We start from the raw sequence: 24,204 nt of genomic DNA, 5'->3' as shown, positions 1-24,204 counted from the left end.
GCCGAAGCCGATGGCGAGGGCCAGTAGCGCCATCGTCGCCGCCGACGTGAACAGCGCTCGCGGTCGGCGCGCCCGTCTGTTCTCCCCGACGGGTACGCGAGCCCGCCCAGGGCTGATCGGCTACGGTCACCGGCATGACCTGGGATGATCTCGACGCCCACCTGGACCGGGTGCCCGGCACCGTCTCGGCGTACGTGGGACGGCTCGACGCGTCGCCGACCTGGACCCGCCACCCGGACGCCGCCCACTATGCGGCGAGCACCATGAAGGTGGCGGTGCTCGCCGCGCTGCACCGGGCCGCCGAGGCGGGCACGCTGGACCTGGACGCCCCGGTCCCCGTGGTCAACGAGTTCGACTCCGCCCAGTCCGGCGCGCCCCGGTTCTCCTGCGCGCAGCCCTACGACAACGACGACGCGGTCTGGGACCGGGTGGGCGGCACGGCCCCGCTGCGCTGGCTGGCCGAGCGGATGATCGTGCGCTCCAGCAATCTGGCCACCAACCTGGTCATCGGGCACGTCGGGCTGCCCGCCGTGGCCGAGGTGTGGGCGCTGACCGGTGCCCGCGCCAGCGTCACGGGTCGGGGCATCGAGGACTTCGCCGCCCGCGCGGCCGGCATCACCAACACGGTCACCGCCGCCGACCTGGCGGCCCTGCTCGGCGCGCTGGCCACCGGGGTCAACGTCCCCGGTCGGCTCGCCTCACCAGCGACCTGCTCGGCCATGCTGGACGTCCTGCTCGCCCAGGAACACCGGGAGGACCTGGCCGCCGGCCTGCCCGAGGGCACCCGCATCGCGCACAAGAGCGGTTGGGTACGCGGTGTGCGCCACGGCGCCGGCGTGGTGCTGCCCGCCGACGCGCCGCCGTACCTGATCGCCGTCTGCACGACCACCGGCCCGACCGACGACGACGACGAGACCGGGGCCGACGCCTGCCTGCTGATCGCGCACATCTCCGCGCAGGTCTGGGCCGCACGCCACCAGCTCTGACCCCCGCCCGTCCGGCTACGCTGCTCGCACCCCCACCCCGGAGCCGCCGATGCCCCGCAGTCGCGCCGTCCTGATCGCCTTCCTCGTCGTGACGGCGGCGAACCTGCTGGCCAACGCCACCGGCGGAGGCGTGGCCTTCCTGCTCACCAAACCGCTGCTGATGCCGCTCCTGGCCGCGTACCTCTGGCGGGCCAGCGCCGAACGCGGAGCCCGACCGGACCGGCTGGTGCTCGTCGCGCTGACCTTCGCCACCGGCGGCGACGTCGCGCTGATGATCGACGGCACCGGCTGGTTCCTCGCCGGCATGGCCTGCTTCCTCGGCACACACCTCTGCTACGTCACGGCCTTCACCCGGCACGGCGCCGCGACCGCGCTGCGCCGCGCGCCGCTGGTCGCGGTCCCCCTGGGGTACGCCGTGCTGACCGCCGCCGCGCTCTGGTGGATGTGGGTGGGGCTGACCGACGTCGGACTCGCCGTGCCGGTGGCCGGCTACGCGCTCGCGCTGGCCACGATGGCCACCACCGCCGCCACCCAGGGCTGGCGGGTCGGTCTCGGCGCCGCGCTGTTCCTCGGCTCCGACCTGTTGATCGCCGCCGGGGTGGCTGAGGTGGCCCGACCACCCGGCGCACCCGTGCTGGTCATGGCCACCTACGCCGCCGGCCAGGCGCTGATCGTCCTCGGCCTGGCGGCCCGCGTCGGCACACCCCCGAGAGCGCCGGTCACTCCAGCAGGTGCGCCCGCAACGCGCTGAGGGTCTCGTCGGTGAGCCCGAGCCCGTCGCGCAGGTACGCGTCGAACGAACCGTGCACCCGGCGCACCTCGTCGTAGCCGGCGTCGAGGTACTCGGCGCGAACCTCCAACACCGGCAGCACCGCGTCGACGTCCAGCTCCGGTTGCCGGCGCCGCATCGCCTCGACGATCACCACGCGCAGGCTCTCGGTGAGTTCGTTGTTGCGCAGGTACTCGGCGCGGACCGTCGACTCGTCCACCCCGAGCGCCGTCAACAGGATGACGGTGAGCCAACCCGTGCGGTCCTTGCCGGCGGAGCAGTGGTAGACCAACGGCAGGTTCTCCGGCTGCGCGGCCAGCCGTACCGCCTCGGCGAAGCCGACCCGCGCCGACTTCCCGGTGACGAACCACCGGTAGATGGCCGCCATCGCCCCCGCCGTGCCCTGCCGGGCCAACTCCGCGTACGCGTCCAGGTCGTGACCCAGCAGCACCGCCGAGACGTACGTGAAGACCGGGTGCTCCGGGTCGTGCACCGGCAGGCACACCACCCGTGGCTCACCGGCCAGCCGATCCGCCGGTGCGACCTCGATCTCCGCGGGGGCGCGCAGATCCAGCACGCACGCCGGACCCAGCTTCGCGAGCACCGGCAGATCATCGTCCGTCAGCCGACCCAACGCCGGAGTCCGGATCAGCTGCCCCACCCGGACCCGCCGCCCGTCGGCGCCGACCAACCCACCCAGGTCACGCGCGTTCGGCGCGCCCACCAGCGCCCAGCCCTGCCCGGTCATCCGGTCCCCCATTCTGTCGCGTCCCTGCGTATAAGGTGCCTGGCATGACGATCTCGGAGGTACGCACCCACCGGGTTTCCGCCCCCTTGCACACCCCGTTCATCACCGCGCTGCGGCGTACCACCACAGTGGACACGCTCGTCGTCGAACTCGTCGACACCGACGGTCGCTCCGGCTTCGGCGAGGCGCCCCAGGTCTGGCAGGTTACCGGCGCGTCGGTCGCCGGCGCACGGGCGTGCGTCCGCGAAATGCTCGGTCCGCGGTTGATCGGTCGTGACCCGGACGACCTGGTGACCCGTTGCGCCGAGGTGCGGCGTGCCGTGGCGGGCAACGAGGCGGCGAAGGCGGCGGTGGACGTCGCCCTGCACGACCTCGCTGCCCGGCGGCTGGGCGTACCCCTGGTGCGGTTGCTTGGGGGGACCACGCTGCGGGTGCCGACGGACGTCACCCTGGCGGTGGGCGACGCGGTGGAGCTGGCGGCAGCGGCGCGGCAGCGGCAGGCCGACGGGTTCGGCGTGCTCAAGGTGAAGGTCGGCACCGACGCGAGCACCGACCTGGACCGGGTACGCGCCGTCCGCGCGGCCGTCGGCCCCGGGGTTCGGATCCGGCTCGACGCCAATCAGGGCTGGACGCCCCGGGAGGCGGTCCGGGTGATTCGTGGCATCGAGGACGCCGGGCTCGACGTGGAGTTGGTCGAGCAGCCGGTGGCCCGCTGGGACCTGGACGGGCTGGCCTGGGTCAGCGACCGGGTGTCCGTGCCGATCCTGGCCGACGAGGCGGTCTTCGGGGTCCGTGACCTGGTGGAGGTGATCCGCCGTCGGGCCGCCGACCTGGTCAACGTCAAGCTGGCCAAGTGTGGCGGGCTGCAACCGGCACGCACCCTCCTCGAACTGGCCAGCGCCCACGGGCTCGGCACGGTGGTCGGTTCGATGATGGAAAGTCAGGTCGGCATCGGAGCGGCGGCGAGCCTGGTCGCCGCGTACGGTACGACCGCAGTCGCCGACCTGGACGCCGCCTGGTGGCTGGCCTGGTCCCCGGTGCGGGGCGGAATACGTTACGACGGGGCCACCGTGGTGCTTCCGGACGCCCCTGGCCTGGGCATATCCGGTCTGACTGAAGCAAAGGTGCAGGCCCATGCTTGATGAGCGTTGGTTTCTTTCATAAGGTTTCCCTGGACAGCCGACTCGATCTGGGGGTTGACGTGGAGCTGCAACCGGGCCGCGAGGCCGTCGTCCGAGTCGCGGTGGCAACACTGTGGACCTCGCCCGAGGCGGTCCGTCCGGTCGATCGCCCGGCGCTGACCGCCGGCGCCGACATCCCGGCCTGGGTCTCCGGTCTCAGCACCGAGCAGCAGGTCGGCGACTGTGTGCTGAGCCAGTTGCTGCTCGGCGAGCGGGTCCTCGTCAGCGAGCTACGACCGGACGGCTGGGCGCGAGTCGTCGCCGTCGAGCAGCCTGCCGCCAAGCTGGACCCGCGCGGCTACCCGGGCTGGCTCCCCGCCGACCAACTGGCCGCGGTCGACCCGGCTACCGGCGGCGACCGCTCGTTGGTGGTGGACGCCACGGTCACCGCGCTGCACGCCGCCCCGGCCGGACCGGTGGTGTTGTCCGGTGTCGTCGTCGGCACCCGTCTGGTGCCGGCCGGTCCCGTCCGCGACGACTGGCGCCCGGTGCACGCTCCGGGGCAGGCCGCGCCGCTCTGGCTGCCCGACAGCCACCTGGTCCCGGCCCCGGCGGCGTCGCCGAACGCCGAGCAGGCGCTCGCGGTGGCACAGCGGCTACTGGACGTCGCCTACATCTGGGGTGGTCTCTCCGCGCACGGCATCGACTGTTCCGGTCTGGTGCACCTGGCCTGGCGGCGGTTCGGGGTGCTGCTACCGCGCGACGCCGACGACCAGGCCGTAGCCACCACCCCGCTGGCCCTGGGGGCGGAACGCCCCGGCGATCTCTACTTCTTCGCACGACCGGGCCGCGCGATCCACCACATCGGCATCGTCACCGCCCCGCCCAGCGACAGCGGCGACCGGCGGATGCTGCACGCCTGCTACCGGCGGCGGCGGGTCATCGAGGAGCCGCTGCCAGCCGACCGGACCGCCACGCTGGTGGGCGCGCACCGGGTCTGATCGGCCGGGCGCGTCGGACCTGGCCGGCCGGGTGCGTCGGACCTGGCTGGCCGGGTGCGTTCGCCACACCCGGCCGGCGACAGATCAGCGTCGGGCGTCCGCCAGCTCGCGGCGCCGGTCCCGGGAGGACTTGATCAGGCTGGCGGCGGTGGCGATGCCCAGGGTGCCGAGGATGACCAGCAACGACAGCCAGATCGGGATGTGCGGTGCCCAGCCGACGTGCTCGCCACCGTTGATGAACGGCAGGTTGTTGTCGGCCAACGCCTCCAGCACCAGCTTGACCCCGATGAAGCCGAGCACGACGGCCAGGCCGTAGCTCAGGTAGATCAGCCGGTCGAGCAGGCCACCGAGCAGGAAGTAGAGCTGACGAAGGCCCATCAGCGCGAACACATTCGCGGTGAAGACCAGGTACGGCTCCTGGGTGATGCCGAAGATCGCCGGGATCGAGTCCAGCGCGAAGATCAGGTCCGTGGTGCCGATCGCGATCATCACGATCAGCATCGGGGTGAACAACCGCTTGCCGGTCGCGTGGGTGGTGAGCTTCGCGCCGTCGTACTCCTTGGAGATCGGCAGCGCCTTGCGGCTCCACCGGATCAGCACGTTCTCGGAGAACTCGTCCTCGTCCGGCTCACCCTGCCGGGCCAGGTTGATCGCGGTGTAGATCAGGAAGGCGCCGAAGATGTAGAAGACCCAGGAGAACTGCGAGATCAGGGCCGCGCCGGCGGCGATGAATCCGCCGCGCATCACGAGGGCCAGCACGATGCCGACGAGCAGCACCTTCTGCTGGTACTGCCGGGGCACCCCGAAGCGGGCCATGATGATCACGAAGACGAAGAGGTTGTCCACCGAGAGGCTGTACTCGGTGAGCCAACCGGTGTAGAACTGCCCGGCCGGGCTGGCGCCGGAGGTCAACCAGACCCCCGCCCCGAAGAGCAGGGCAAGCCCGACGTAGAAGGCGACCCAGAGGCTCGACTCCCGCACACTCGGCTCGTGCGGGCGCCGACCAATGATCAACAGGTCGACGAGCAGGACCGCAGTCAGTACGACAAGCGTCCCCGCCCACACCAATCCGGACACGTCCAACGTTCAATCCTCCGGCAGACACGCGGCGTCGGGCACACCGTACGCCCCGGGCGGGGCTGGTGTGCCGCTGTCGCTCACTCTGGTGACTGTCGGAGGTCTCTTCCGCCGCCACCCTGGAACAGCGGTGGCGACCTACGGGGCCGGGTCGGTCCGCCGTGGTTCCGACAGGTCGACCGTGCTGACGACTCCGTTGCGGGGGAATACTCCCCTCCTCGGTGACCATTGTTGCCCACCACGCCCCGTGATCACACCCCGGGCACCCGGTGTCGCCGACCACCCGGTCGACGGGCCACACCGCGTATGGCTTCCTAGGAGGCTAGTGCAGGTTTGGTGCGGCGATCGGGTCGCTGAGGCACCACCCGGCGGCGAGCAGGTCGTCACAGGCCCGCACCGCTCGGGCCAGCCGCTCGGCGTGCGACCCGGTCAGCTCCACCACCGGCACCCCGCACCCCGCCAACTCGGTCCGGAACCGCTCGGTCATCCAGGCCCGCAGGTGCTCGCCGTCGCGCAGCCCGTCATCGGTGAACGGCACGTCCCGGTGGTCCGTCAGCAGATACAGCGCCGGCCGGCGGGCCGCCGCCCGCACCTCCTCCGACGCGCTGCCCAGGTAGCGCTCCTCCCACACCGCCGTCGCCCGCGCATCGGTGTCGCAGACCAGCAGTGGCCCGCTCGTCCGGGCCGCCGCGTCCTCGGCCGCCTGCTGCTCGCGGACCACGGCGCGGAAGTCGTCGGAGTCCCAGGTGACGTCGAAGACGGTCGCCTCCGGCACCCGCTCCTGCAAGCGGGCCAGCTTGCGGGCGGTCAACTCCCGGCCGTACTCCGGCACCCAGGACGTGCCGTAGTGCGCCGCCAGCGCCGCCGCCATCGTCGTGGTACCTGTCGACTCGGCCCCGACCACCACCACCCGCCGGACGAACCACGCCCGCACCGGCGGGCTCAGCCACCGCCAGGAACCCGCCGGGTCCGCGCGCACGGCCGTCCCGGAGACCGGCACGGTCCGCCGGTCCGGATCCACCGCCACGGGTACGGCGTCGAAGCGGCGCGCCAGCTCGGTGCCGTACGCCTCCGAGGAGAACACCGCGTCCACCGACCCCGGCCCGACCGCCTCGCGGAACACCGCGCAGTGCGCGTCCCAGACGGCCGGATCGGCGTAGTCCACCGGGTGGTCGTCGTACCGGCCGACGAACCGCACCCACGGCGTGTCCGCGTGCACCTCCCGCAGCCAGTCGAGCCGCAGCGGAAGCGGGATGGACTCCCGACGCGAGGGCGCCACGACGACGGTGACCTCGGCGCAGCGGGCGGCGGCGGCCACGATCAGGGCGTGGTGCCCGGCGTGCGGCGGATAGAACTTGCCCACCACCATCCCGTGCCCGAACTCCGCGACGCCGGAGCGCGACGGCAGGCGGGGCACCGGTGGGCCACCCGGCCCCTCGGCGCTCACGCGGCGGCCGGGGCCGGACCGGACGGGACCGCCGTCGGCCGGCCGGCTTGACGCAGGTCGGCCCGCCAGGCCCGCAACCCGAGCACGCACAGGGACAGGAAGACCAGGTACAGCACGGCGGTCAGGTGCAGCCCCTTGTACGCGTACAACGGGATGTAGATCAGGTCGGCGGCGATCCACAGCCACCAACTCTCCACCCGCTTGCGCGTCTGCCCGTACGTGGCCAGCAGGGACAGCGCCGTGGTCAGCGCGTCCGGCAACGGCACCGTCGAGTCGGTGGCCCGGTCCAGCAGCACCCAGAGCGCGCCGGTGAGCAGCACCCCGGCGACGGCCAACGCCAGCCACTCCCGTCGCCCCGTCCGGCTCACCGTGAGCCGGCTGCGCCGCTCGCCACCGTAGAGCCACTGCCACCAGCCGTAGCAGCCGAGCGCGACGTAGACGACCTGGAGACCGGCGTCGGCGTACAGCCCGACGGTCCAGAACACCAGCAGGAGCAGCAGCACGTTGGCGATGCCGATCGGCCAGTTGGCGATCCTCTGCCGGGCCACCAGCCACACGTTCAGCACACCTGTCGCGAACCCCAGCAGTTCCGCCCAGGTGGTGCCCGTACCGGCCACCCGAAACGCGGTGCCGGTGAGCCAGTCAATGATCACGAGGCCACCCTAGGGTCTGTCGCCGACATCGGAACAGACCCCGCGACACCACCGCCACCGACCGTCGTGGGAGGCTTTCCGGCATGGTGCTTGAGGTCGCGTTGATCGACGTACTGCCCGGACACGAGGACGCGTTCGCCGCCGCGTACGCCGAGGGTCACCCCGTGCTCGCCGGGGCGACCGGCTGCCGGTCCGTCCGGATGACCCGGGGCATCGAGTCCCCGACGCGCTTCGTGCTGCTTGTCGAATGGGACTCGGTCGAGGCGCACGAGGAGAACTTCCGGGCCACCGAGCGGTTCGCGCAGTGGCGGGCGTTGATCGGGCCGCACTTCGCCGGGCCTCCCGTGGTCGAGCACTTCCTCGACGTACCGGCCTGATCCGACCACCGGCCCGAGCGACTCTGTCGTACCCCGCGGTTAGCGTGCTCCGCGCACGCGCCGGCCGCCGGTCCCGACGGGCTCGGGGGCGCCGGGCACGGTGGCCGCGCGGCGTGCCCTCCGCGCGCTACTCGCCGGCGCGCCGGGCCAGCGCAGTGACCGTCTCCTCCGGTGACAGCGCGGCCGCCAGCAACGCCTCGGTCATCCGCTCGTAGCGGCCGACGTCCGGCACGGTGGCCAACCGGACGTCGGTGGTCAACGCCTCGATCATCACCGTCCGCGGGTCCGCCGGGTCGGGAAAGGCATAGCAGGAGTACGGCGTGAGCGGGTGCAGCCCACCGCCGGCCGCTCCACGTGGCAGCAGTCGCACCGTGACATGCGACAGCCCGGTCACGGTGACCAGGTGCCGCAGCTGCTCACGCCACACCGCCACCGGCAGGTCGCCCGGGTCGCAGACGGCCGCGGCGAGCACCGCCGTGTAACGCGGCGGATAGGCGCGCCGCAACACCTCCTGCCGCAGCGCACGGGCGCGCACCTCGGCCTCCACATCGATCTCCGGCGTGAACTGCGCGCCGGCCTCCACCAGCACCCGGGCGTACGCGGGCGTCTGGAGCAGTCCCGGCACGACCGTCGGCTGGTACTCGACGATGTCGGCAGCACCCGCTTCCAACTCGGCGTAGGTGCGCTGCCGTTCGCTCATCTCGCCCAGCGTCTTCCACCAGCCCCGGCTGGTCGCGGCATCGCGAGCGATCACGATCAGCGCGTCCCGGGCCGGAGTGGGCACCTTGTAGATGTCCAGCAGATCGAGCACATCCGCGAGGTCCGGCCGGCTCTGACCCAGCTCGATGCGGGACAGCTTCGACGTCGAGGCCCAGCCGAGCCGGTCGCAGACCTGCTCCAGGGTCAGCGCCTCGCGCCGACGCAGCTGGCGCAACTCAGCGCCGAGACGTGCACGTCGAATGACAGGACTCGTTGGCAGCGGCATCCCGGCCTCCCCATCGAGGGAGCGTACGCAGGACGATCACCCAGTGCAATAGTTTGCTCGCTCACCGCAATCAGGTCATTCGGCGCGGTCGGGCAGCCAGCCCGGCCGAGCCCAGGGCCGGTCCAGCCGGGCCCAGGGCCGGTACCGGTGCTGCTCAGGGCCGGTAGGTGCCGAAGGCCCAGACGTTGCCGGCCAGGTCACGGGCGGCGTAGTCACGGGAGCCGTAGTCAGTGTCGAACGGTTCCTGGGTGATCTCCGCCCCGGCCGCGCGGGCCTGTGCACAGTGGGCGTCGACGTCCGGCACGGCCACGTACACCGACCAATCGTCTTCGGCCGGCCTGGACGTCGCATCGGCCCGAGCGCCCAACATGACCATGCCGCTGTCGAAGACGAGTTCGGCGTGCGCGACCGTACCGTCCGGTGCTTCGTGTACGGCGTGCACCTGGAAACCGAAGGCGGAGCAGAGCCAGTCGATCGCGGCGCGGGGATCGGGATAACGGAAGACCGGGTAGATGGTTCGCATGTCCACAGTGTGCCGCCGGTGGCGGGAGCCGGATTGGACGAATGTGACCTCGGCGGGTTGGTCCAGGCCTGTTTCCTGGATCGAGCGCGATCAGGTGGGGCGCGAGGTCCGTACGGCGTGCCGCGCCCTGGCCGCGCCAGTCCGCCGGCCGCCCTCTCTCAGGTCGGCCCGCTCCGGCGCCAGAACGGCGCAGACCGGCATGGTCCTCTCGACTTTCCCGATGTCGGGCTATCCCTGACAGTCGGATACCGCGACTTTCAGGAACCCGAGTGGATCGACAGTCAGGCCACCGCTGGTCGGTGCGTCAGCCGGTCGGCGTCGACCGGGCGGCGAGCAACGCGGCCGGAGTGTCCCCCGCGAACTGGTGAAAGTCCCGGATCAGGTGGGACTGGTCGTAGTAACCACATCGCGCCGCCACCGCGGCCCAGTCGATGGCGGGCCCTCTGCTGAAGGGGGCCGCACCGGACGGTCCCGGGCTGGACGGTTCCAGGCTGGACGGGCCTGGGCTGAGAGGGCCTGGGCTGAGCGGGTCCGCGCCGGCCGCGGACTGGCCAGCGCCGGTCGGCGGGCGGGCGCCCGGCCCGATCACGGGGGGCGGCCCCACATCGCTCAGCGCCGTGCATGCCTGCTGGAAGCGCAGCAACCGGGCGACCATCTTGGGTGGCAGCCCGATCTCCTGCCGGAACCGGGAGGCGAGATGCCGTCGGCTCCAGCCCAGCTCGTCGGCGAGCACACCGACGCGCTCCTGACCACCGCTGGCCACGAGCCACCGCCACGCCCAGTCGAGCCGGGCGTCCACGGGCGGCGACGCGGCCAGGCGGCCGGCAAGCACCCTGTCGAGCAGGGCGAACCGCTCCGGCCAGGCCGCCGTCTCGGCGAGCTGGCTCCGCAGCCGATGCAGCCACCGGCCCGGGAGCTGCCCGACGCCCACGGCACGATTGGTCAGCTCGCTCAGCGGCAGACCGAGGAGCCGGCGGGCGGTCAGTGGGGCGAGCAGCAGCTCGACGCCCTCCCCCACGCCCACCGTGCGCGTGGTGCACCAGCCGTCGAAGGTGCCGGCCACGAACGAGTCGACCCTGCTGGCACCACGCTCCGCGCTGCGCGGGTCGCGCACGTCCAGCGGAGCGCCCCAACCCAGGATCAGCACCACGAAGACGCCCGCCGACTCCCGGCGGACCAGTGGGACGTCCGCTCGTTCCCGGTAGCCGACGTACCGGTCGACGAACGGGCGCAGGCTGACCTCGGGCAGCCCGAGCACCATCTCCCCGACCGGTGCCGCCGTGGTCATCCCCGACCCACCCTTCGCCCACCCTGGCCGGCCGCGCCCCTCGGTGGGTGCCGCTCACGCTCAGCCGCTGGTCGTCACTTCACGCCGGCGGCGTCCATGCCGCGCAGTTCCTTCTTGAGGTCGGAGACCTCGTCGCGGATCCGGGCCGCCAGCTCGAACTGCAGCTCGCGGGCGGCGGCCAGCATCTGGTCGTTGAGTTCCTGGATGAGCTGGGCGAGGTCGGCGCGGGCCATCCCCTCCCGTGACGTGGTCGTGGCGGCGCCCCGGCTCCGGCTGCGGGTCTCCTTGACCGGCGCCTTACCCCGGGACAGCTGACGCACCGCGCCGCCGACCCGCGAGTTTTCGGTATCCTCCGCCTCACGGTAGATGTCGTCCAGGATGTCGTGGATCTTCTTACGCAACGGCTCCGGGCTGATCCCGTGCGCCTCGTTGTGCGCGATCTGCTTGGCCCGACGCCGGTCGGTCTCGTCGATCGCCGCCGCCATCGACGGGGTGATCTTGTCGGCGTACATGTGGACCTGACCGGAGACGTTACGGGCGGCCCGCCCGATGGTCTGGATCAGCGACCGACCACTGCGCAGGAAGCCCTCCTTGTCGGCGTCGAGGATCGCCACCAGCGACACCTCGGGCAGGTCCAGACCCTCGCGGAGCAGGTTGATGCCGACCAGTACGTCGTAGTCGCCCTTGCGTAGCTCGCGCAGCAGCTCCACCCGGCGCAACGTGTCGACCTCCGAGTGCAGGTAGCGCACCCGGATGCCGTTCTCCAGAAGGTAGTCGGACAGGTCCTCGGCCATCTTCTTGGTCAGGGTGGTGACCAGGACCCGCTCGTCGCGATCGGTCCGCAGTTTGATCTCGTGCATCAGGTCGTCGATCTGACCCTTGGTCGGCTTGATCACGACCTCCGGGTCGACCAGACCGGTGGGTCGGATCACCTGTTCGACGAACTCGCCCTGCGCCTGCTCCATCTCCCAGGTGCCCGGGGTCGCGGACAGGTAGACCATCTGGCCGACCCGCTCCAGGAACTCGTCGAAGCGCAGCGGCCGGTTGTCGGCCGCGCTGGGCAGCCGGAAGCCGTGGTCGATGAGCATCCGCTTGCGGGACGCGTCGCCCTCGTACATGCCGCCGATCTGCGGGATGGTCACGTGCGACTCGTCGACCACCGTGAGGAAGTCGTCGGGGAAGTAGTCGAGCAGGGCGTGCGGCGGGCTGCCGGGCAGCCGCCCGTCCATGTGCATCGAGTAGTTCTCGATGCCGGAGCAGAAGCCCACCTGCCGCATCATCTCGATGTCGTAGGTGGTGCGCATCCGCAGCCGCTGCGCCTCCAGCAGCTTGCCCTGCCGCTCCAGCTCGGCGAGCCGCTCGGCCAACTCCACCTCGATGTCACGGATGGCCCGTTCCATCCGCTCCGGGCCGGCCGCGTAGTGGGTGGCCGGGAAGATCACCAGCTGGTCGACCTCGCGGACCACGTCACCGGTCAACGGGTTGAGGTAGTAGAGCTTCTCCACCTCGTCACCGAACAGCTCGATCCGGATCGCCAGCTCCTCGTACGCCGGAATGATCTCCAGCGTGTCGCCACGGACCCGGAAGGTGCCGCGCTGGAAGGCCATGTCGTTGCGGGTGTACTGGATGTCGACCAGCCGGCGCAGCAACTGGTCGCGGTCGAGCTCATGCCCGACCTGCACCTTTACCGCCCGGTTGAGGTATTCCTCCGGAGTGCCCAGGCCGTAGATCGCCGAGACGGTCGCCACCACGATCACGTCGCGGCGGGTGAGCAGCGACATCGTCGCCGAGTGCCGCAGCCGCTCCACCTCCTCGTTGATCGAGGAGTCCTTCTCGATGTAGGTGTCGGTCTGGGGGATGTATGCCTCGGGCTGGTAGTAGTCGTAGTACGAGACGAAGTATTCGACCGCGTTGTGCGGCAGCAGCTCGCTGAACTCCTTGGCCAGCTGCGCGCAGAGCGTCTTGTTCGGGGCGAGCACCAGGGTCGGGCGCTGCAACCGCTCGATCAACCACGCCGTGGTGGCGCTCTTGCCGGTGCCGGTCGCGCCGAGCAGCACGGTGTTACGGTCGCCGCGCCGGACCCGACGCTCAAGGTCATCGATGGCCGCCGGTTGGTCGCCGGCCGGCTGGAAGTCACTGACGACCTGGAAGCGGCTGTCCAGCCGGGGAATGTCGAGCGCCATGCCATCAACGGTACGCCGGAGGTCCGACAGGATTGGCCGTCACGCCAGGTACGTGATCAGCTTCAATATTCCCATTGTGTGGCCCATGTCACCGGGACTACCCTCTCCATGTAGGCCGCTCGCGGCGGCCGACCGGGCCGGTGGCCAAGCCGTCATCACGGCGGCCGCCCCCGGCACTGCGGTCGCAGCACCCGGCTCGTCCGGCGTGCGCACCCGTGTGGTCGCGCTCGAGGCGCAGACCGGCCGCCGCGAGCGCCCCTGCTCGTCACCCCGGTGCCACTCCGCCCGTTTCACATCCGTGGACACCTCTGCGACCCCGCCGCCTGACACCACCCCCACGGCCGCCCCCCGACCGGACGGCACCGGCCGGCGGAACGCCTCCGCGGCCGGGAAGCCCAGCACGTCGGCCGCCGGACGAGTCGGCACCGGACGCCACCGCACCGACTCGGCTGACGCCACCGCTGCCCCCCGGTCCACCAGGAGCGGGTCACCCGAGAGCGGGTCACCCAAGAGCAGGTCACCCAAGAGCAGGTCGGCCAGGAGCGAGTCAACCGGGAGCGGGTCGCTCGCGGGCGGGTCAACCGGGAGCGGGTCAACCGCCAGCCGACCCACCACCGCCCGACCTGCCACCGCCCGCCGAAGCGCCACTGGCCGGAACTCCGACAGGACCCCGACGACCACCCGGCCCGACGACACCACCGATGCAGCCGCCGACGCGATCGACACCGCCGGTCCGGGTGCGGCCAGCCACCGACGCCGTACCGTGCTGTTGCTGCTCGGTCTGACGGCGGTGACGTCCGCGACGGCGTTGGTCCTCGGGTTGTTGAGCTGGGCGCCCGACCCGCCCGAGCCCGCCCGGCCGCTGACCCTCGCCGAGGGCGAGCGGCTGGCCGCTCTGCGGGTCACCAACCTGCGGGATCTACGCGCCGGGGTCCGCGTCACCGCCGGCGTCGACGCGACCCGGATCGAGCTGGTGGGCTGGGTGGACTGGTCGCGCTCCCTGCTCTACCTGGACGTGGGCGGACCTGGAGCGGGTGCCGAGCGCGGGCTGCTGCAGAGGGCCGGGTCGGTGCTGGTGATCCGGCCCGACCCGGCCGCGGTGCCCACCCCCGCCGCACCCCCGTTGGTGCCTCCGGCAGATCGGTGGCGGCTGCACCGCCTGATGCCCGGGGCGAGCCTGGTGCCTGTGCTCGACCTGCTCCTCGGCCTCGCGGCCGACCGCCCGGACGCGGCCCCGGCGGCTCCCGGTAGCGCAGCCCGCTGGATCGCCCGGGACACCATGGCGGGCGGCCCGGTGGACCTCCTCCAAGCACCGCTGCTCACCGGGACACCAGCCGCAGGCAGCACCACGGCAGGCAGCACCGCGGCAGGCAGCACCACGGCAGGCAGCACCGCGGCACAGGTTCCCGGCAGCGGGTCGGCGGGCGCCGAGCCGGACGGGCAGACCCGGTACTGGCTCGACCAGGACGCTCGGCTGCACAAGCTCGTCACCCGGTTGCCCGGCGTCGGCCCGGTCACGGTGACGCTGCACCGGGCGGACCGGCCGACCCTCCGCCCGGTGGACGCCCTCGGCGGCCGGCCGGGTCTGCCCCGCGCGCTGACCGACGCCGAACAGCGTCGACTGGACCGGCTGCCGGCCCGGCTACGCGCCCAGGGCGGTGCGGCGGTCACGCTCACCGCGCCGACGGGCACCGACACGAACCTGCGGGGCGCCGGCTGGTTGAGCTGGACCACGCGGACCGCGTACCTCGCGGTTGCCGACCTGGGCGTACCGGATCGTCGGACCCTGGTGCGACGCGATGCCGCCGGGCTGGCCCGGGCGGACCTGCCGGCGGCGGCCGGTGGTGGCGGCACGGCGGAGGCACCGGGCCGGCCACCCCTGGCGCCCCCGGCCGGACCGTGGCGGGTCTCCCGATCCGTCGGGGACGACGTGGGCCGGCTCGTCGACGCCGCGGTGGCCGCCGGGTCGGTCGGGCCACGCGGTGCGGCTGTGCGGATACGCGAGGACGTCACCGCCGGTCGGACCGTGGACGTCGTCGAGGTGGGTTCGGCCGGCGCGCGGCTGCGCTACTGGGTCGACCGTGACGGGTCGCTGCGGCGGTTGGAGCTGCACACCAGCGGCAAGGCGTGGGCCCAACTGGATCTCCAGCCGGCCGCGGTGCCCCGACTGGCCCCGGTACCCCGACCGGCTGCGAAACCCCGGCCCGGTGCCCGCTGAGCTCAGGGCCGCCAGCCGGTCTGTGCAGCCCACTGGTCGGCCCGCAGGTACTCCTCGTCGAACCACGGGTCCCGGGCCGTGCCGGAGTCACTGGCGGCGGGTGCGGCATCGACCAGGTCCCGCTTGAGTTGCAGGTACGCGGCCCGCTGATCCGGGTCGGCCCGCAGGTGGTCGCGCATCAGCAACGCGTACCGCCAGCCTGGCGACCCCTCCAGCCGCACGTGCAGGCGAACCGGACGAGCCGGGTCCGCGCTGCCGTGCAGCCGCTTCTCCCACCGACCGCTGCCGGCCGGACGCGGATCGTCCCACCACTGCCCCGGCACCCGCGGGAAGCCGGCGTTCGCCAGCCGGTCGGCCAGCGCCCCGTCGGCGTCGGCGAGGCTGGACACGGCCACCTGCACGTCGATGACGTCCTGGGCGGCGAGGCCGGGCACCGCGGTCGAGCCGATGTGGTCGATTCGCAGGGCGTCCGAGCCCAGGGTGTGCCGAATCCGGGCGGCCAGCCGCGCGTACTGCTCCGGCCAGCTCGCATCGGTCCCCGCCGGGTCGCCCTCGCCCGGCGGGACCACCCGCCGCTGACGCAGGTTGTCCTCGTAGGGCCGCAGCCGTTGCCGCCAGAGCGTGTCGACGGCGTCGTGCAACGCCGCCAGGCTTCCGTCGTTGCCGAGCACGACGTCCGCCGCCGCCCGGCGACGGGCGTCGTCGGTCTGGGCGGCGATCCGCCGCTCGGCCTCCGCGTGACTCATCCCCCGGTCGCGCACCAGCCGTTCCAGTCGGGTCGGCACGGCCGTCTGCACCACGATCACCAGGTGGTACGTGGGCGCGAGACCGACCTCGACCAGGAGCGGCACGTCGTTGACGACGATCGCGTCGGGGGGTGCCGCGGCGGCCAGCTCGGCGGTACGGGCCCGAACCCGGGGGTGGGTGATCGACTCCAGCCGCCGACGGGCGGTCTCGTCGGCGAACACCACCGCGCCCAGTGCGGCACGGTCCAGCGCGCCATCGGCGTCCAGCACCGCGTCGGTGAAGGCGGCGACGATCTCGGCCAGCCCCTCGCTGCCCGGTGCGACGACCTCTCGGGCCACCCGGTCGGCGTCGATGAGCAGCGCTCCCCGCTCGACGAGTCGCGCCGCCACCGCGCTCTTGCCCGACCCGATTCCGCCGGTCAACCCCACCCTCAGCACCCGACCAGTCAACCGGATCACCAGCCCTGCCGCCAAACCCGCCACGATCGTGCCCGCGCCCCGCGCCCCGCGCCCCGCGCCCCGCGCCCCGCGCCCCGCGCCCCGCGCCCCGGCAAGATCGTGCTCGATCCAGGTTGTAGTGGTGTCCTGGTTGTTCGAGGCCCCTATATCCAGGATCGAGCACGATCTTGCGAGCCCTGCTCGTCGGGGAGATCCACATCATCGTCCGGGTCTACCGCGGCGACCCGGGCCACGAAGTCCGGCGGTCGCCTGGGAACGGCGAAGGCCCCGCCCCCCGACGATCCGTGGATCGCGGGGGCGGGGCCCGTCGTCGTTCAGTCGTTCAGCGGGTCACTTACCGCCGGCGAGCTTCTCCCGCAGTGCGGCGAGCGCCTCGTCGGTGGCCAGCGTGCCGGCCGGCTCCTCGGCCTGCCGGCTCGGGGCCGGGCTGGACGAAGAGGTGGTGCCACCGCCACCGGTGCCGCCAGCGGCCGGAACGACCGGAGTCGGGTTGGCGGCAGCCTCGGCGTCGGCGGCCCGAGAGGTCTGCACCTGCTTGGTGTGGGCCTCCCAGCGCTGACGAGCCTCGGCGTACTGGTTCTCCCAGGTCTCGCGCTGCTTGTCGTACCCCTCGAGCCACTCGCCCGTCTCCGGGTCGAAGCCCTCCGGGTAGATGTAGTTGCCCTCGGTGTCGTACGTCGCGGCCATGCCGTAGAGGGTCGGGTCGAAGTGCTCCTCGCCCTCGACGAAGCCCTCGTTGGCCTGCTTGAGCGACAGCGAGATCCGGCGACGCTCAAGGTCGATGTCGATGACCTTGACCATGACCTCGGAGCCGACCTGGACGACCTGCTCCGGGATCTCCACGTGGCGCTCGGCCAGCTCGGAGATGTGGACCAGGCCCTCGATGCCGTCGTCCACCCGGACGAACGCACCGAACGGCACCAGCTTGGTGACCTTACCCGGCACGATCTGCTGGATCGCGTGGGTGCGGGCGAACTGCCGCCACGGGTCCTCCTGGGTCGCCTTCAGCGACAGCGAGACGCGCTCGCGGTCCAGGTCGACGTCCAGGACCTCGACCTCGACCTCCTGGCCCACCTCGACAACCTCGGACGGGTGGTCGATGTGCTTCCAGGACAGCTCGGAGACGTGCACCAGACCGTCGACGCCGCCAAGGTCGACGAAGGCGCCGAAGTTGACGATCGAGGACACGACGCCCTTGCGGACCTGGCCCTTCTGCAGCTTGTTGAGGAACTCGGTGCGCACCTCGGACTGCGTCTGCTCCAGCCAGGCCCGGCGGGACAGGACCACGTTGTTGCGGTTCTTGTCCAGCTCGATGATCTTGGCCTCGAGCTCACGCCCGACGTACGGCTGCAGGTCGCGCACACGACGCATCTCGACCAGGGACGCGGGCAGGAAGCCCCGCAGCCCGATGTCGAGGATGAGGCCGCCCTTGACCACCTCGATGACCGAACCGCGGACGACGCCGTCCTCGTCCTTGATCTTCTCGATCGTGCCCCAGGCCCGCTCGTACTGTGCCCGCTTCTTGGAGAGGATCAGACGACCCTCCTTGTCCTCCTTCTGGAGGACCAGGGCCTCGATGTGGTCGCCAACCGTCACAACTTCGGCGGGGTCCACGTCGTGCTTGATCGACAACTCCCGAGAGGGGATGACACCCTCGGTCTTGTAGCCGATGTCGAGCAGGACCTCGTCCCGATCGACCTTGACGACGGTGCCTTCGACAATGTCGCCGTCATTGAAGTACTTGATGGTCTCGTCGATCGCGGCGAGGAATGCCTCCTCGGAACCGAGATCGTCGTGGGTGACCCGGGTGGCGCTCGAGGGGGCCTCGATGCTGCTCGTCATGTGGGCGGTTGCTCCGGTCGGTGGGTTGTCACAGCAGGCTGGTGTCGCAGTGACCTGTTCGCGCCAGCGGATCCGCCGCCGGGCACACCGAACGATCGCCTAGTGAGATCATGATGTGGCTCCGACGACCGCGCACCTGCTCCCTGCCGAGGCAACGCGATCCGCGAGCGCATCGTCTAGCCTACCGTGCGCATTACCACAGCGTGCAAGCCCTCCCGGCTTCTCTCCGTGCGGTGACCTGCGAAAGACGAACAATCGCCCGGAAAAGACCCCTGCTGTCTCGTGCGTCACAGCAGCCTCAGGAGTCGCCTCGGCCCGCGCTTGATCGACTCGACCTCCCTGAAACCGGCGCGTCCCAACGGCCCGGACACCGCGGGTCCACGGAAACCGAGTCGATCAAGTGGTGCCGCGTGAGGAGTAGCGCAGATCTTGGACGCGCCGCCGCGCCCAACGGGTGGGTGGGGCCTAGCGTGAGCGCGTGGATGACGACAGCCGGGTAACCCGGCGCCGGGTGGGTGACGCCGAGGCCCGGCGGGCCAACCGCGGCTGGTGGGACACCGACGCCGACGACTACCAGGCTGAGCACGGCGCGTTCCTCGGCGACGTGGACTTCGTCTGGTGCCCGGAGGGCCTGCGCGAGGCCGACGCCCGGCTGCTCGGGGACCTGCCCGGCCGACGAGTGCTGGAGGTCGGCTGCGGCGCGGCCGCCGCCGCCCGCTGGCTGGCCACCCAGGGTGCCCGGCCGGTCGCCTTCGACCTGTCCGCCGGCATGTTGCGGCACGCGGCCGAGGCCGCCGACCGCACCGGGGTACGCGTACCGCTGGTGCAGGCAGACGCCCTCGCCCTGCCGTTCGCCGACCGGTCGTTCGACCTCGCCTGCACCGCCTTCGGCGCCATCCCGTTCGTGGACGACTCGGCGGCCCTGCACGCCGAGGTGCACCGGGTGCTGCGCCCCGGCGGACGGTGGGTGTTCTCGGTGACCCACCCGATGCGGTGGATCTTCCTGGACGACCCCGGTGAGGGCGGGCTGACCGCCGTGCACTCGTACTTCGACCGCTCCCCCTACGTGGAACAGGACGAGTCCGGCGTCGCCACCTACGTCGAGCAGCACCGCACCCTCGGTGACCGGATCCGGGAGCTGGTCGGTGCCGGCTTCCGCCTGCTGGACCTGGTGGAGCCGGAATGGCCGGAGGGGCACGAGGGCCTCTGGGGGCAGTGGAGTCCGCTGCGCGGTCGACTCTTCCCCGGCACCGCCATCTTCGTCACCGAGAAGCCCGCGGAGTGAGCGCGTCGCACCCGCAGTCCGCCCTGCGTGGCATCGACCGCCGGTAGGCTCGTCCCATGAGCGCCGAGCCCATCCCGACATCACCTGGCCCCTGGTGTCCGGACCCGATGCGGCAGCAGCGTGCCGACTACACGCTGGAGGACCTGCTCACCCGGCCGGACGACGCCCCCCGCGTCGAACTCGTCGACGGAGTTATCCAGGTGACACCCTCCCCCACCCTGGGCCATCAAACCATCTCCCTCCTACTCGCCGGCTGGCTGCTACGGCACGCCCCGGGCAACCTTCGGGTCGCCCAGGCCGTCGGAGTCGGGCTCAGTTTCAACACCAGCCGACAACCGGACGTCCTGCTGTGCCGGGCCGAGGTGCCGTCCGGCCGGTCGTTGCTGCGTCCGGCGGACGTGGTCCTCGCCGTGGAGATCGTCTCGCCCGGTACGCGACGGATCGACCGGTTCGCGAAGCCCGGCGAGTACGCCGCCGCCGGCATTCCGCTCTACTGGCGCATCGAGCAGGACCCGGTGCACGTCTACGCGTACCGGATCGGGGACCGGGTGGGTCCCGGCGGTGAGCGGCAGTACGAACTGGTCGCCGACGGCGCCGACGTGATCGAGCTGGCCGAGCCGTTCGACATCAAGCTGCCGATCGCCGAGATCACCCCGTAGCGCCTACCCGGCCGTTTCGCCGCGCCGGTGTCGGGTAGCCGAGGAGCATGGCCGAGCAGCGATTCCGCAGAGGCGACCAGGTTTCCTGGTCGGCCCACGGCAGCCGCGCGTACGGCGTGGTGCAGGAAACGATCACCGAGCGGACGCGGACCAGTGGGCGGGCGGTGAACGCGGCCCCCGACGACCCGCAGTACCGGGTCCGCAGTGACGGCACGGGCCGCGACGTGGCCCACCGACCCGAGGCGCTGCGTCATGAGCAGAGCTGACGACCAGGGCCGGGACACCTATCGGGAGTTCACCGAGGCGGTGAACATGAAGCCCCGGGAGCTGTCCACGTGGCTGGAGACCGACGAGTCGAAGCAGGTGGGCTGGCACAAGGGCGGTCGCGCCGGCGGCGGCGAGTCCGTCGGACACGAATCCGGCCGGAAGATCATCAACCTGCTCCGCCGCAAACGGGGCGACCTGTCCGAGGGCGACTACAAGCACATGCGCAAGGTGGTCGGCTACGTACGCCGACACATGGCGCAGCGCCCCGCCGGCAACGTCCGCGACACCAAGTGGCGCTGGTCCCTGATGAACTGGGGCCACGACCCGATGAAGTGACCCACCACTCCAGCGCGATCCAAGATCACAGCCTCAGGGCGACGGCCGCGACCATGGGTGACCCGGTCAGGGTTCCGGGGCAGCCCGACCCGCGCAGGGATCAAGCCTGACCGCCCGGAGCGGGTCGGGCTGCCCCAGAACCCCCACCGCAACCACAAGATCAGTGATCAGCAGAATTCCAGTCGCGGCCCTCGCCGACCGACACCTCCAACGGCACCGACAGCGGGTACGCCCCGCCCATCTCGTGCCGGACCAACGCCTCCAACGCCTCCCGCTCGCCGGGGGCGACCTCGAAGACCAACTCGTCGTGCACCTGCAACAGCATCCGCGAGCGCAGCCCGGCCTCGCCGAGCGCGGTGTCGACGTGCAGCATCGCCACCTTGATGATGTCGGCCGCGGAGCCCTGGATCGGGGCGTTGAGCGCCATCCGCTCGGCGATGTCCCGGCGCTGCCGGTTGTCGCTGACCAGGTCGGGGAGGTAGCGGCGGCGACCGAGGATGGTGGAGGTGTAGCCGTCCTGGCGGGCCCGGGCGACCACCTGGTGCAGGTAGTCGCGCACCCCGCCGAAGCCGGCGAAGTAGTTTTCCATCAGCCCACGTGCTTCCTCGGTGTTGATCCCGAGCTGCTGGGACAGGCCGAAGGCGCTCAACCCGTACGCCAGGCCGTAGTTCATGGCCTTGATCTTGCGGCGCTGGTCGGGGGTGACCTCGTCGAGCGGCACCCCGAAGACCGACGAGGCGGTGGCGGCGTGGAAGTCGGCGCCGGAGTTGAACGCCTCGATCAGCGCGTCGTCCGAGCTGAGGTGCGCCATGATGCGCATCTCGATCTGGCTGTAGTCGGCGGTGAGCAGGCACTCGTAGCCCTCCCCCACCACGAAGGCCCGACGGATGCGCCGGCCCTCCTCGGTGCGGATGGGGATGTTCTGCAGGTTGGGCTCGGTGGAGGAGAGCCGACCGGTGGCCGCGACCGTCTGGTTGAAGGTGGTGTGGATCCGGCCGTCGTCGGAGACCGACTTGAGCAGTCCGTCGACTGTCGACTTGAGCTTGGCCACGTCCCGGTGGCGCAGCAGGTGGGCCAGCGCCGGGTGCGGCTGCTGCGCGTAGAGCCACTGCAGGGCGTCGGCGTCGGTGGTGTAGCCGGTCTTGATCTTCTTGGTCTTCGGCAGGCCCAGCTCGGTGAAGAGGATCTCCTGCAACTGCTTGGGTGAGCCGAGGTTGAACTCCCGACCCACCGCCTCGTACGCACCCTGCGCGGCGGTCTTGACCTCACCGGCGAAGTGCGCCTCCAACTCGTGGAGATAGTCGTTGTCGGCGGCGATGCCGGTGCTCTCCATGGTGGCCAGGACCCGCATCAGCGGCAGTTCCACCCCGGCCATCAGCCGGGCCGACTGCTCGCCGTCGCGGGACAACTCGGCGTCGATCGCGTCGGCCAGGTCGAGGGTGGCGCGGGCCTGGAGCATCAGGTTCTGCTCGACGACGCCTTCGTCGCCGAGCCCGTCGAGGGTGAGCTGACCGGACTCCGGGACGTCCACCCGCAGCTCGCGGTGCAGGTAGCGCAGCGCCAGGTCGGTGAGGTCGTAGGAGCGCTGGTCGGGGCGGGCCAGGTACGCGGCGATCTGGGTGTCGCGGACGACCCCGGCGAGCTGCCAGCCGTGTGCGGCGCACGCCAGCACGGCCGGCTTGCTGTCGTGCAGCACCTTGGGCCGTTGCGCGTCGGCCAACCAGGCGGCCAGGGCGCCCTCGTCGGTGGCGTCGAGCCCGGTGGGATCGACCCAGGCCGCCGCGCCGCCGGCGGTGGCCAGCGCCAGACCGGTGATCGAGGCGGTGTGCCGGCGATTGGGGCCGGTGTCGAGCTTGACCGCCAACCCGACCGGGGTGCCGGTCGGGACGTGCGTACTCAGCCAGCTGGCCAGCGCGCCGGGCTCGGTGAGCACCTCGCCGGTGAGGTCGAAGCCCGACTCAGCCTCCGGCTCGACCGACTCCAGGTACTGGTAGAGGCGGTCGCGAAGGATGCGGAACTCCAGCGTGTCGAAGACCTGGTGCACCGCCTCCCGGTCCCAACCGGTCCACCTGGCGTCCTCCGGGCGCAGTGGCAGCTCCAGGTCGGAGACCAGGCAGTTGATCTCGTAGTTGCGGATCACGTCGGCGAGCCGCTCCCGCAGGCTGTCGCCGGCCTTGCCCTTGATCTCGTCGGCGCGGGCGATGACGCCCTCCACGCCTCCGTACGTGGTGATCCACTTGGCGGCGGTCTTGGGGCCGACACCCGGGATGCCGGGCAGGTTGTCGCTGGTCTCGCCGACCAGCGCGGCGAGATCCCGGTACTGCTGTGGTGGAACGCCGTACTTCGCCTCGATCGCCGCCGGGTCCATCCGGGCCAGGTCGGACACGCCCTTACGCGGGTAGAGGACGGTGATCTGGTCGTCGACCAGTTGGAACGCGTCGCGGTCGCCGCTGCTGATCAGCACCGTCATGCCCTGGTCACGCGCCTGGCAGGCGAGCGTGGCGATGACGTCGTCGGCCTCGAAGCCCTCCTTCTCCACCACCGGGATCTGGAGCGCGGCCAGGACCTCCTTGACCAGGCTGACCTGGCCTTTGAAGTCGGTCGGGGTCTCGCTGCGGCCGGCCTTGTACTCCGCGTACTTGTCCGTGCGGAAGGACCGGCGGGAGACGTCGAAGGCCACGACGATGTGGGTGGGCTGCTCGTCGCGCAGTGCGTTGATCAGCATCGAGGTGAAGCCGTACACCGCGTTGGTCGGCTGACCCGTCGTGGTGGAGAAGTTTTCCACGGGCAGGGCGAAGAACGCCCGGTATGCCATGGAATGTCCGTCGACGAGAAGCAGGCGCGGTGTCGTAGCTGTCACGGCAGCGACTCTAGTCCGTCGCACCGACAACCCCACGCCTATCCTCGCGCCTTCGAACGGGTCGGCGCGGGGTGAGATCGCGAACCAGAACCGCTCGCCAACTGCCACGACATGCTGGGCATCAGCGCAGGCGATCGAGACCCGGGCAGGGAACAACCCCGCGCTACCGCGCCGCCGGCACGCCGCGAGTCCGACCGGACATCCCCGCGACTGTCCGGGCCGCCCTGACGCACGGAGCGGGCACCTGAGCGAGGCGGCCGCGCGCAGGTCAGCGGCCAACTAGTACTCCAGCAGGAGATCCGTTTCAGGGCTCAGTGAGGGCTTGTCGTGCGTAGTGGCTGATCTTGGCTTCGGCTTGGTGCTGGCGTCGGAAG

At 71.6% G+C, this 24,204-nt stretch carries 21 protein-coding genes; 10 read left to right on the top strand and 11 right to left on the bottom strand.

What is annotated here, in order from left to right; genetic code table 11:
* Window positions 1-134: 134 nt before the first annotated feature.
* Both AB0C25_RS36175 and AB0C25_RS36170 read left to right on the top strand, forming a co-directional pair.
* Entirely contained in the window at window positions 135-986 is an 852-nt protein-coding gene (locus AB0C25_RS36175; RefSeq protein WP_357379540.1) for a serine hydrolase, read from the top strand.
* A gap of 49 nt (window positions 987-1,035) precedes the next feature.
* Complete coding sequence (locus tag AB0C25_RS36170; RefSeq protein ID WP_357379538.1) at window positions 1,036-1,737, top strand: lysoplasmalogenase; 702 nt, start codon at window positions 1,036-1,038, stop codon at window positions 1,735-1,737.
* On the opposite strand, the gene AB0C25_RS36165 is transcribed toward AB0C25_RS36170, so the two are convergent.
* Window positions 1,706-2,503, bottom strand: a complete 798-nt coding sequence (locus AB0C25_RS36165) for a tyrosine-protein phosphatase (RefSeq protein ID WP_357379544.1) — start codon at window positions 2,501-2,503, stop codon at window positions 1,706-1,708. The genes AB0C25_RS36170 and AB0C25_RS36165 overlap by 32 nt on opposite strands.
* Window positions 2,504-2,547: 44 nt before the next feature.
* Between AB0C25_RS36165 and AB0C25_RS36160 the strand changes: the two genes are divergently transcribed.
* Together AB0C25_RS36160 and AB0C25_RS36155 are read left to right on the top strand one after the other, a co-directional pair.
* Window positions 2,548-3,645, top strand: coding sequence for a dipeptide epimerase (locus AB0C25_RS36160; RefSeq protein ID WP_357379536.1), 1,098 nt, complete (start codon window positions 2,548-2,550; stop codon window positions 3,643-3,645).
* Window positions 3,645-4,625, top strand: coding sequence for an NlpC/P60 family protein (locus AB0C25_RS36155; RefSeq protein ID WP_357379534.1), 981 nt, complete (start codon window positions 3,645-3,647; stop codon window positions 4,623-4,625). Before AB0C25_RS36160 ends, AB0C25_RS36155 begins: the two co-directional genes overlap by 1 nt.
* Before the next feature lie 84 nt (window positions 4,626-4,709).
* Here the strand turns inward: AB0C25_RS36155 and AB0C25_RS36150 are convergent, their stop codons facing one another.
* From AB0C25_RS36150 to pnuC, 3 genes are all read right to left on the bottom strand, one after another.
* Entirely contained in the window at window positions 4,710-5,708 is a 999-nt protein-coding gene (locus tag AB0C25_RS36150; protein WP_357379532.1) for a TerC family protein, read from the bottom strand.
* 316 nt (window positions 5,709-6,024) lie between these two features.
* Window positions 6,025-7,119: an AAA family ATPase gene (locus tag AB0C25_RS36145; RefSeq protein ID WP_357379530.1), complete on the bottom strand. Its 1,095-nt coding sequence runs from the start codon at window positions 7,117-7,119 to the stop codon at window positions 6,025-6,027.
* A gap of 26 nt (window positions 7,120-7,145) precedes the next feature.
* Entirely contained in the window at window positions 7,146-7,802 is a 657-nt protein-coding gene (gene pnuC, locus AB0C25_RS36140; protein ID WP_357379528.1) for a nicotinamide riboside transporter PnuC, read from the bottom strand.
* 83 nt (window positions 7,803-7,885) lie between these two features.
* On the opposite strand from pnuC, the gene AB0C25_RS36135 reads away from it, so the two are divergent.
* The gene (locus tag AB0C25_RS36135; protein ID WP_357379526.1) at window positions 7,886-8,179 is read left to right on the top strand and encodes an antibiotic biosynthesis monooxygenase family protein; all 294 of its coding nucleotides are present in this window, start codon (window positions 7,886-7,888) and stop codon (window positions 8,177-8,179) included.
* Window positions 8,180-8,306: 127 nt separating this feature from the next.
* Here the strand turns inward: AB0C25_RS36135 and AB0C25_RS36130 are convergent, their stop codons facing one another.
* From AB0C25_RS36130 to uvrB, 4 genes are all read right to left on the bottom strand, one after another.
* Window positions 8,307-9,164: a helix-turn-helix transcriptional regulator gene (locus AB0C25_RS36130; RefSeq protein ID WP_357251306.1), complete on the bottom strand. Its 858-nt coding sequence runs from the start codon at window positions 9,162-9,164 to the stop codon at window positions 8,307-8,309.
* Between the two features lie 154 nt (window positions 9,165-9,318).
* Window positions 9,319-9,687 carry a VOC family protein gene (locus AB0C25_RS36125; protein ID WP_357379524.1) on the bottom strand — a complete coding sequence of 123 codons (369 nt, stop codon included), beginning with the start codon at window positions 9,685-9,687 and terminating at the stop codon, window positions 9,319-9,321.
* Window positions 9,688-9,991: 304 nt separating this feature from the next.
* On the bottom strand, window positions 9,992-10,975 hold the full coding sequence (locus AB0C25_RS36120; RefSeq protein WP_357379522.1) for an AraC family transcriptional regulator: 984 nt from the start codon (window positions 10,973-10,975) through the stop codon (window positions 9,992-9,994).
* 74 nt (window positions 10,976-11,049) lie between these two features.
* Entirely contained in the window at window positions 11,050-13,158 is a 2,109-nt protein-coding gene (uvrB, locus tag AB0C25_RS36115; RefSeq protein WP_357379520.1) for an excinuclease ABC subunit UvrB, read from the bottom strand.
* A gap of 763 nt (window positions 13,159-13,921) precedes the next feature.
* Here uvrB and AB0C25_RS36110 point away from each other — a divergent pair.
* Complete coding sequence (locus AB0C25_RS36110) at window positions 13,922-15,376, top strand: hypothetical protein (protein ID WP_357379518.1); 1,455 nt, start codon at window positions 13,922-13,924, stop codon at window positions 15,374-15,376.
* Between the two features lie 2 nt (window positions 15,377-15,378).
* Here AB0C25_RS36110 and coaE read toward each other — a convergent pair whose 3' ends face one another.
* The gene (coaE, locus tag AB0C25_RS36105) at window positions 15,379-16,560 is read right to left on the bottom strand and encodes a dephospho-CoA kinase (protein ID WP_357379542.1); all 1,182 of its coding nucleotides are present in this window, start codon (window positions 16,558-16,560) and stop codon (window positions 15,379-15,381) included.
* Between the two features lie 351 nt (window positions 16,561-16,911).
* Window positions 16,912-18,423, bottom strand: a complete 1,512-nt coding sequence (gene rpsA / locus AB0C25_RS36100; RefSeq protein WP_357069728.1) for a 30S ribosomal protein S1 — start codon at window positions 18,421-18,423, stop codon at window positions 16,912-16,914.
* A 478-nt stretch (window positions 18,424-18,901) separates the two neighbouring features.
* On the opposite strand from rpsA, the gene AB0C25_RS36095 reads away from it, so the two are divergent.
* From AB0C25_RS36095 to AB0C25_RS36080, 4 genes are read left to right on the top strand one after another with little or no spacing between them, the layout of a single operon-like run.
* A complete protein-coding gene (locus tag AB0C25_RS36095; protein WP_357379516.1) occupies window positions 18,902-19,708 on the top strand; it encodes a class I SAM-dependent methyltransferase in 807 nt (268 codons plus the stop codon).
* Between the two features lie 56 nt (window positions 19,709-19,764).
* The gene (locus AB0C25_RS36090) at window positions 19,765-20,367 is read left to right on the top strand and encodes a Uma2 family endonuclease (protein WP_357379514.1); all 603 of its coding nucleotides are present in this window, start codon (window positions 19,765-19,767) and stop codon (window positions 20,365-20,367) included.
* A gap of 47 nt (window positions 20,368-20,414) precedes the next feature.
* Entirely contained in the window at window positions 20,415-20,633 is a 219-nt protein-coding gene (locus AB0C25_RS36085) for a DUF2945 domain-containing protein (RefSeq protein WP_357379512.1), read from the top strand.
* A complete protein-coding gene (locus tag AB0C25_RS36080; protein WP_357379510.1) occupies window positions 20,620-20,970 on the top strand; it encodes a DUF3140 domain-containing protein in 351 nt (116 codons plus the stop codon). Before AB0C25_RS36085 ends, AB0C25_RS36080 begins: the two co-directional genes overlap by 14 nt.
* Window positions 20,971-21,130: 160 nt before the next feature.
* On the opposite strand, the gene polA is transcribed toward AB0C25_RS36080, so the two are convergent.
* A complete protein-coding gene (gene polA, locus AB0C25_RS36075; protein ID WP_357379508.1) occupies window positions 21,131-23,830 on the bottom strand; it encodes a DNA polymerase I in 2,700 nt (899 codons plus the stop codon).
* Window positions 23,831-24,204: the final 374 nt, after the last annotated feature.

This window comes from Micromonospora sp. NPDC048839, assembly GCF_040649915.1.
Lineage (GTDB): Bacteria > Actinomycetota > Actinomycetes > Mycobacteriales > Micromonosporaceae > Micromonospora.
Note: the sequence above shows the minus strand (reverse complement) of the source record. Positions and strands in the feature narration are given on the sequence as shown.

Coding starts and splice junctions, on each gene's coding strand:
- AB0C25_RS36080 (WP_357379510.1), top strand. CDS start 20,620: ATGAGCAGAGCTGACGACCAGGGCCGGGACACCTATCGGGAGTTCACC.
- AB0C25_RS36120 (WP_357379522.1), bottom strand. CDS start 10,975: ATGACCACGGCGGCACCGGTCGGGGAGATGGTGCTCGGGCTGCCCGAG.
- AB0C25_RS36175 (WP_357379540.1), top strand. CDS start 135: ATGACCTGGGATGATCTCGACGCCCACCTGGACCGGGTGCCCGGCACC.
- AB0C25_RS36125 (WP_357379524.1), bottom strand. CDS start 9,687: ATGCGAACCATCTACCCGGTCTTCCGTTATCCCGATCCCCGCGCCGCG.
- AB0C25_RS36135 (WP_357379526.1), top strand. CDS start 7,886: ATGGTGCTTGAGGTCGCGTTGATCGACGTACTGCCCGGACACGAGGAC.
- AB0C25_RS36155 (WP_357379534.1), top strand. CDS start 3,645: ATGAGCGTTGGTTTCTTTCATAAGGTTTCCCTGGACAGCCGACTCGAT.
- uvrB (WP_357379520.1), bottom strand. CDS start 13,158: ATGGCGCTCGACATTCCCCGGCTGGACAGCCGCTTCCAGGTCGTCAGT.
- AB0C25_RS36160 (WP_357379536.1), top strand. CDS start 2,548: ATGACGATCTCGGAGGTACGCACCCACCGGGTTTCCGCCCCCTTGCAC.
- AB0C25_RS36165 (WP_357379544.1), bottom strand. CDS start 2,503: ATGACCGGGCAGGGCTGGGCGCTGGTGGGCGCGCCGAACGCGCGTGAC.
- rpsA (WP_357069728.1), bottom strand. CDS start 18,423: ATGACGAGCAGCATCGAGGCCCCCTCGAGCGCCACCCGGGTCACCCAC.
- AB0C25_RS36170 (WP_357379538.1), top strand. CDS start 1,036: ATGCCCCGCAGTCGCGCCGTCCTGATCGCCTTCCTCGTCGTGACGGCG.
- AB0C25_RS36130 (WP_357251306.1), bottom strand. CDS start 9,164: ATGCCGCTGCCAACGAGTCCTGTCATTCGACGTGCACGTCTCGGCGCT.
- AB0C25_RS36090 (WP_357379514.1), top strand. CDS start 19,765: ATGAGCGCCGAGCCCATCCCGACATCACCTGGCCCCTGGTGTCCGGAC.
- AB0C25_RS36085 (WP_357379512.1), top strand. CDS start 20,415: ATGGCCGAGCAGCGATTCCGCAGAGGCGACCAGGTTTCCTGGTCGGCC.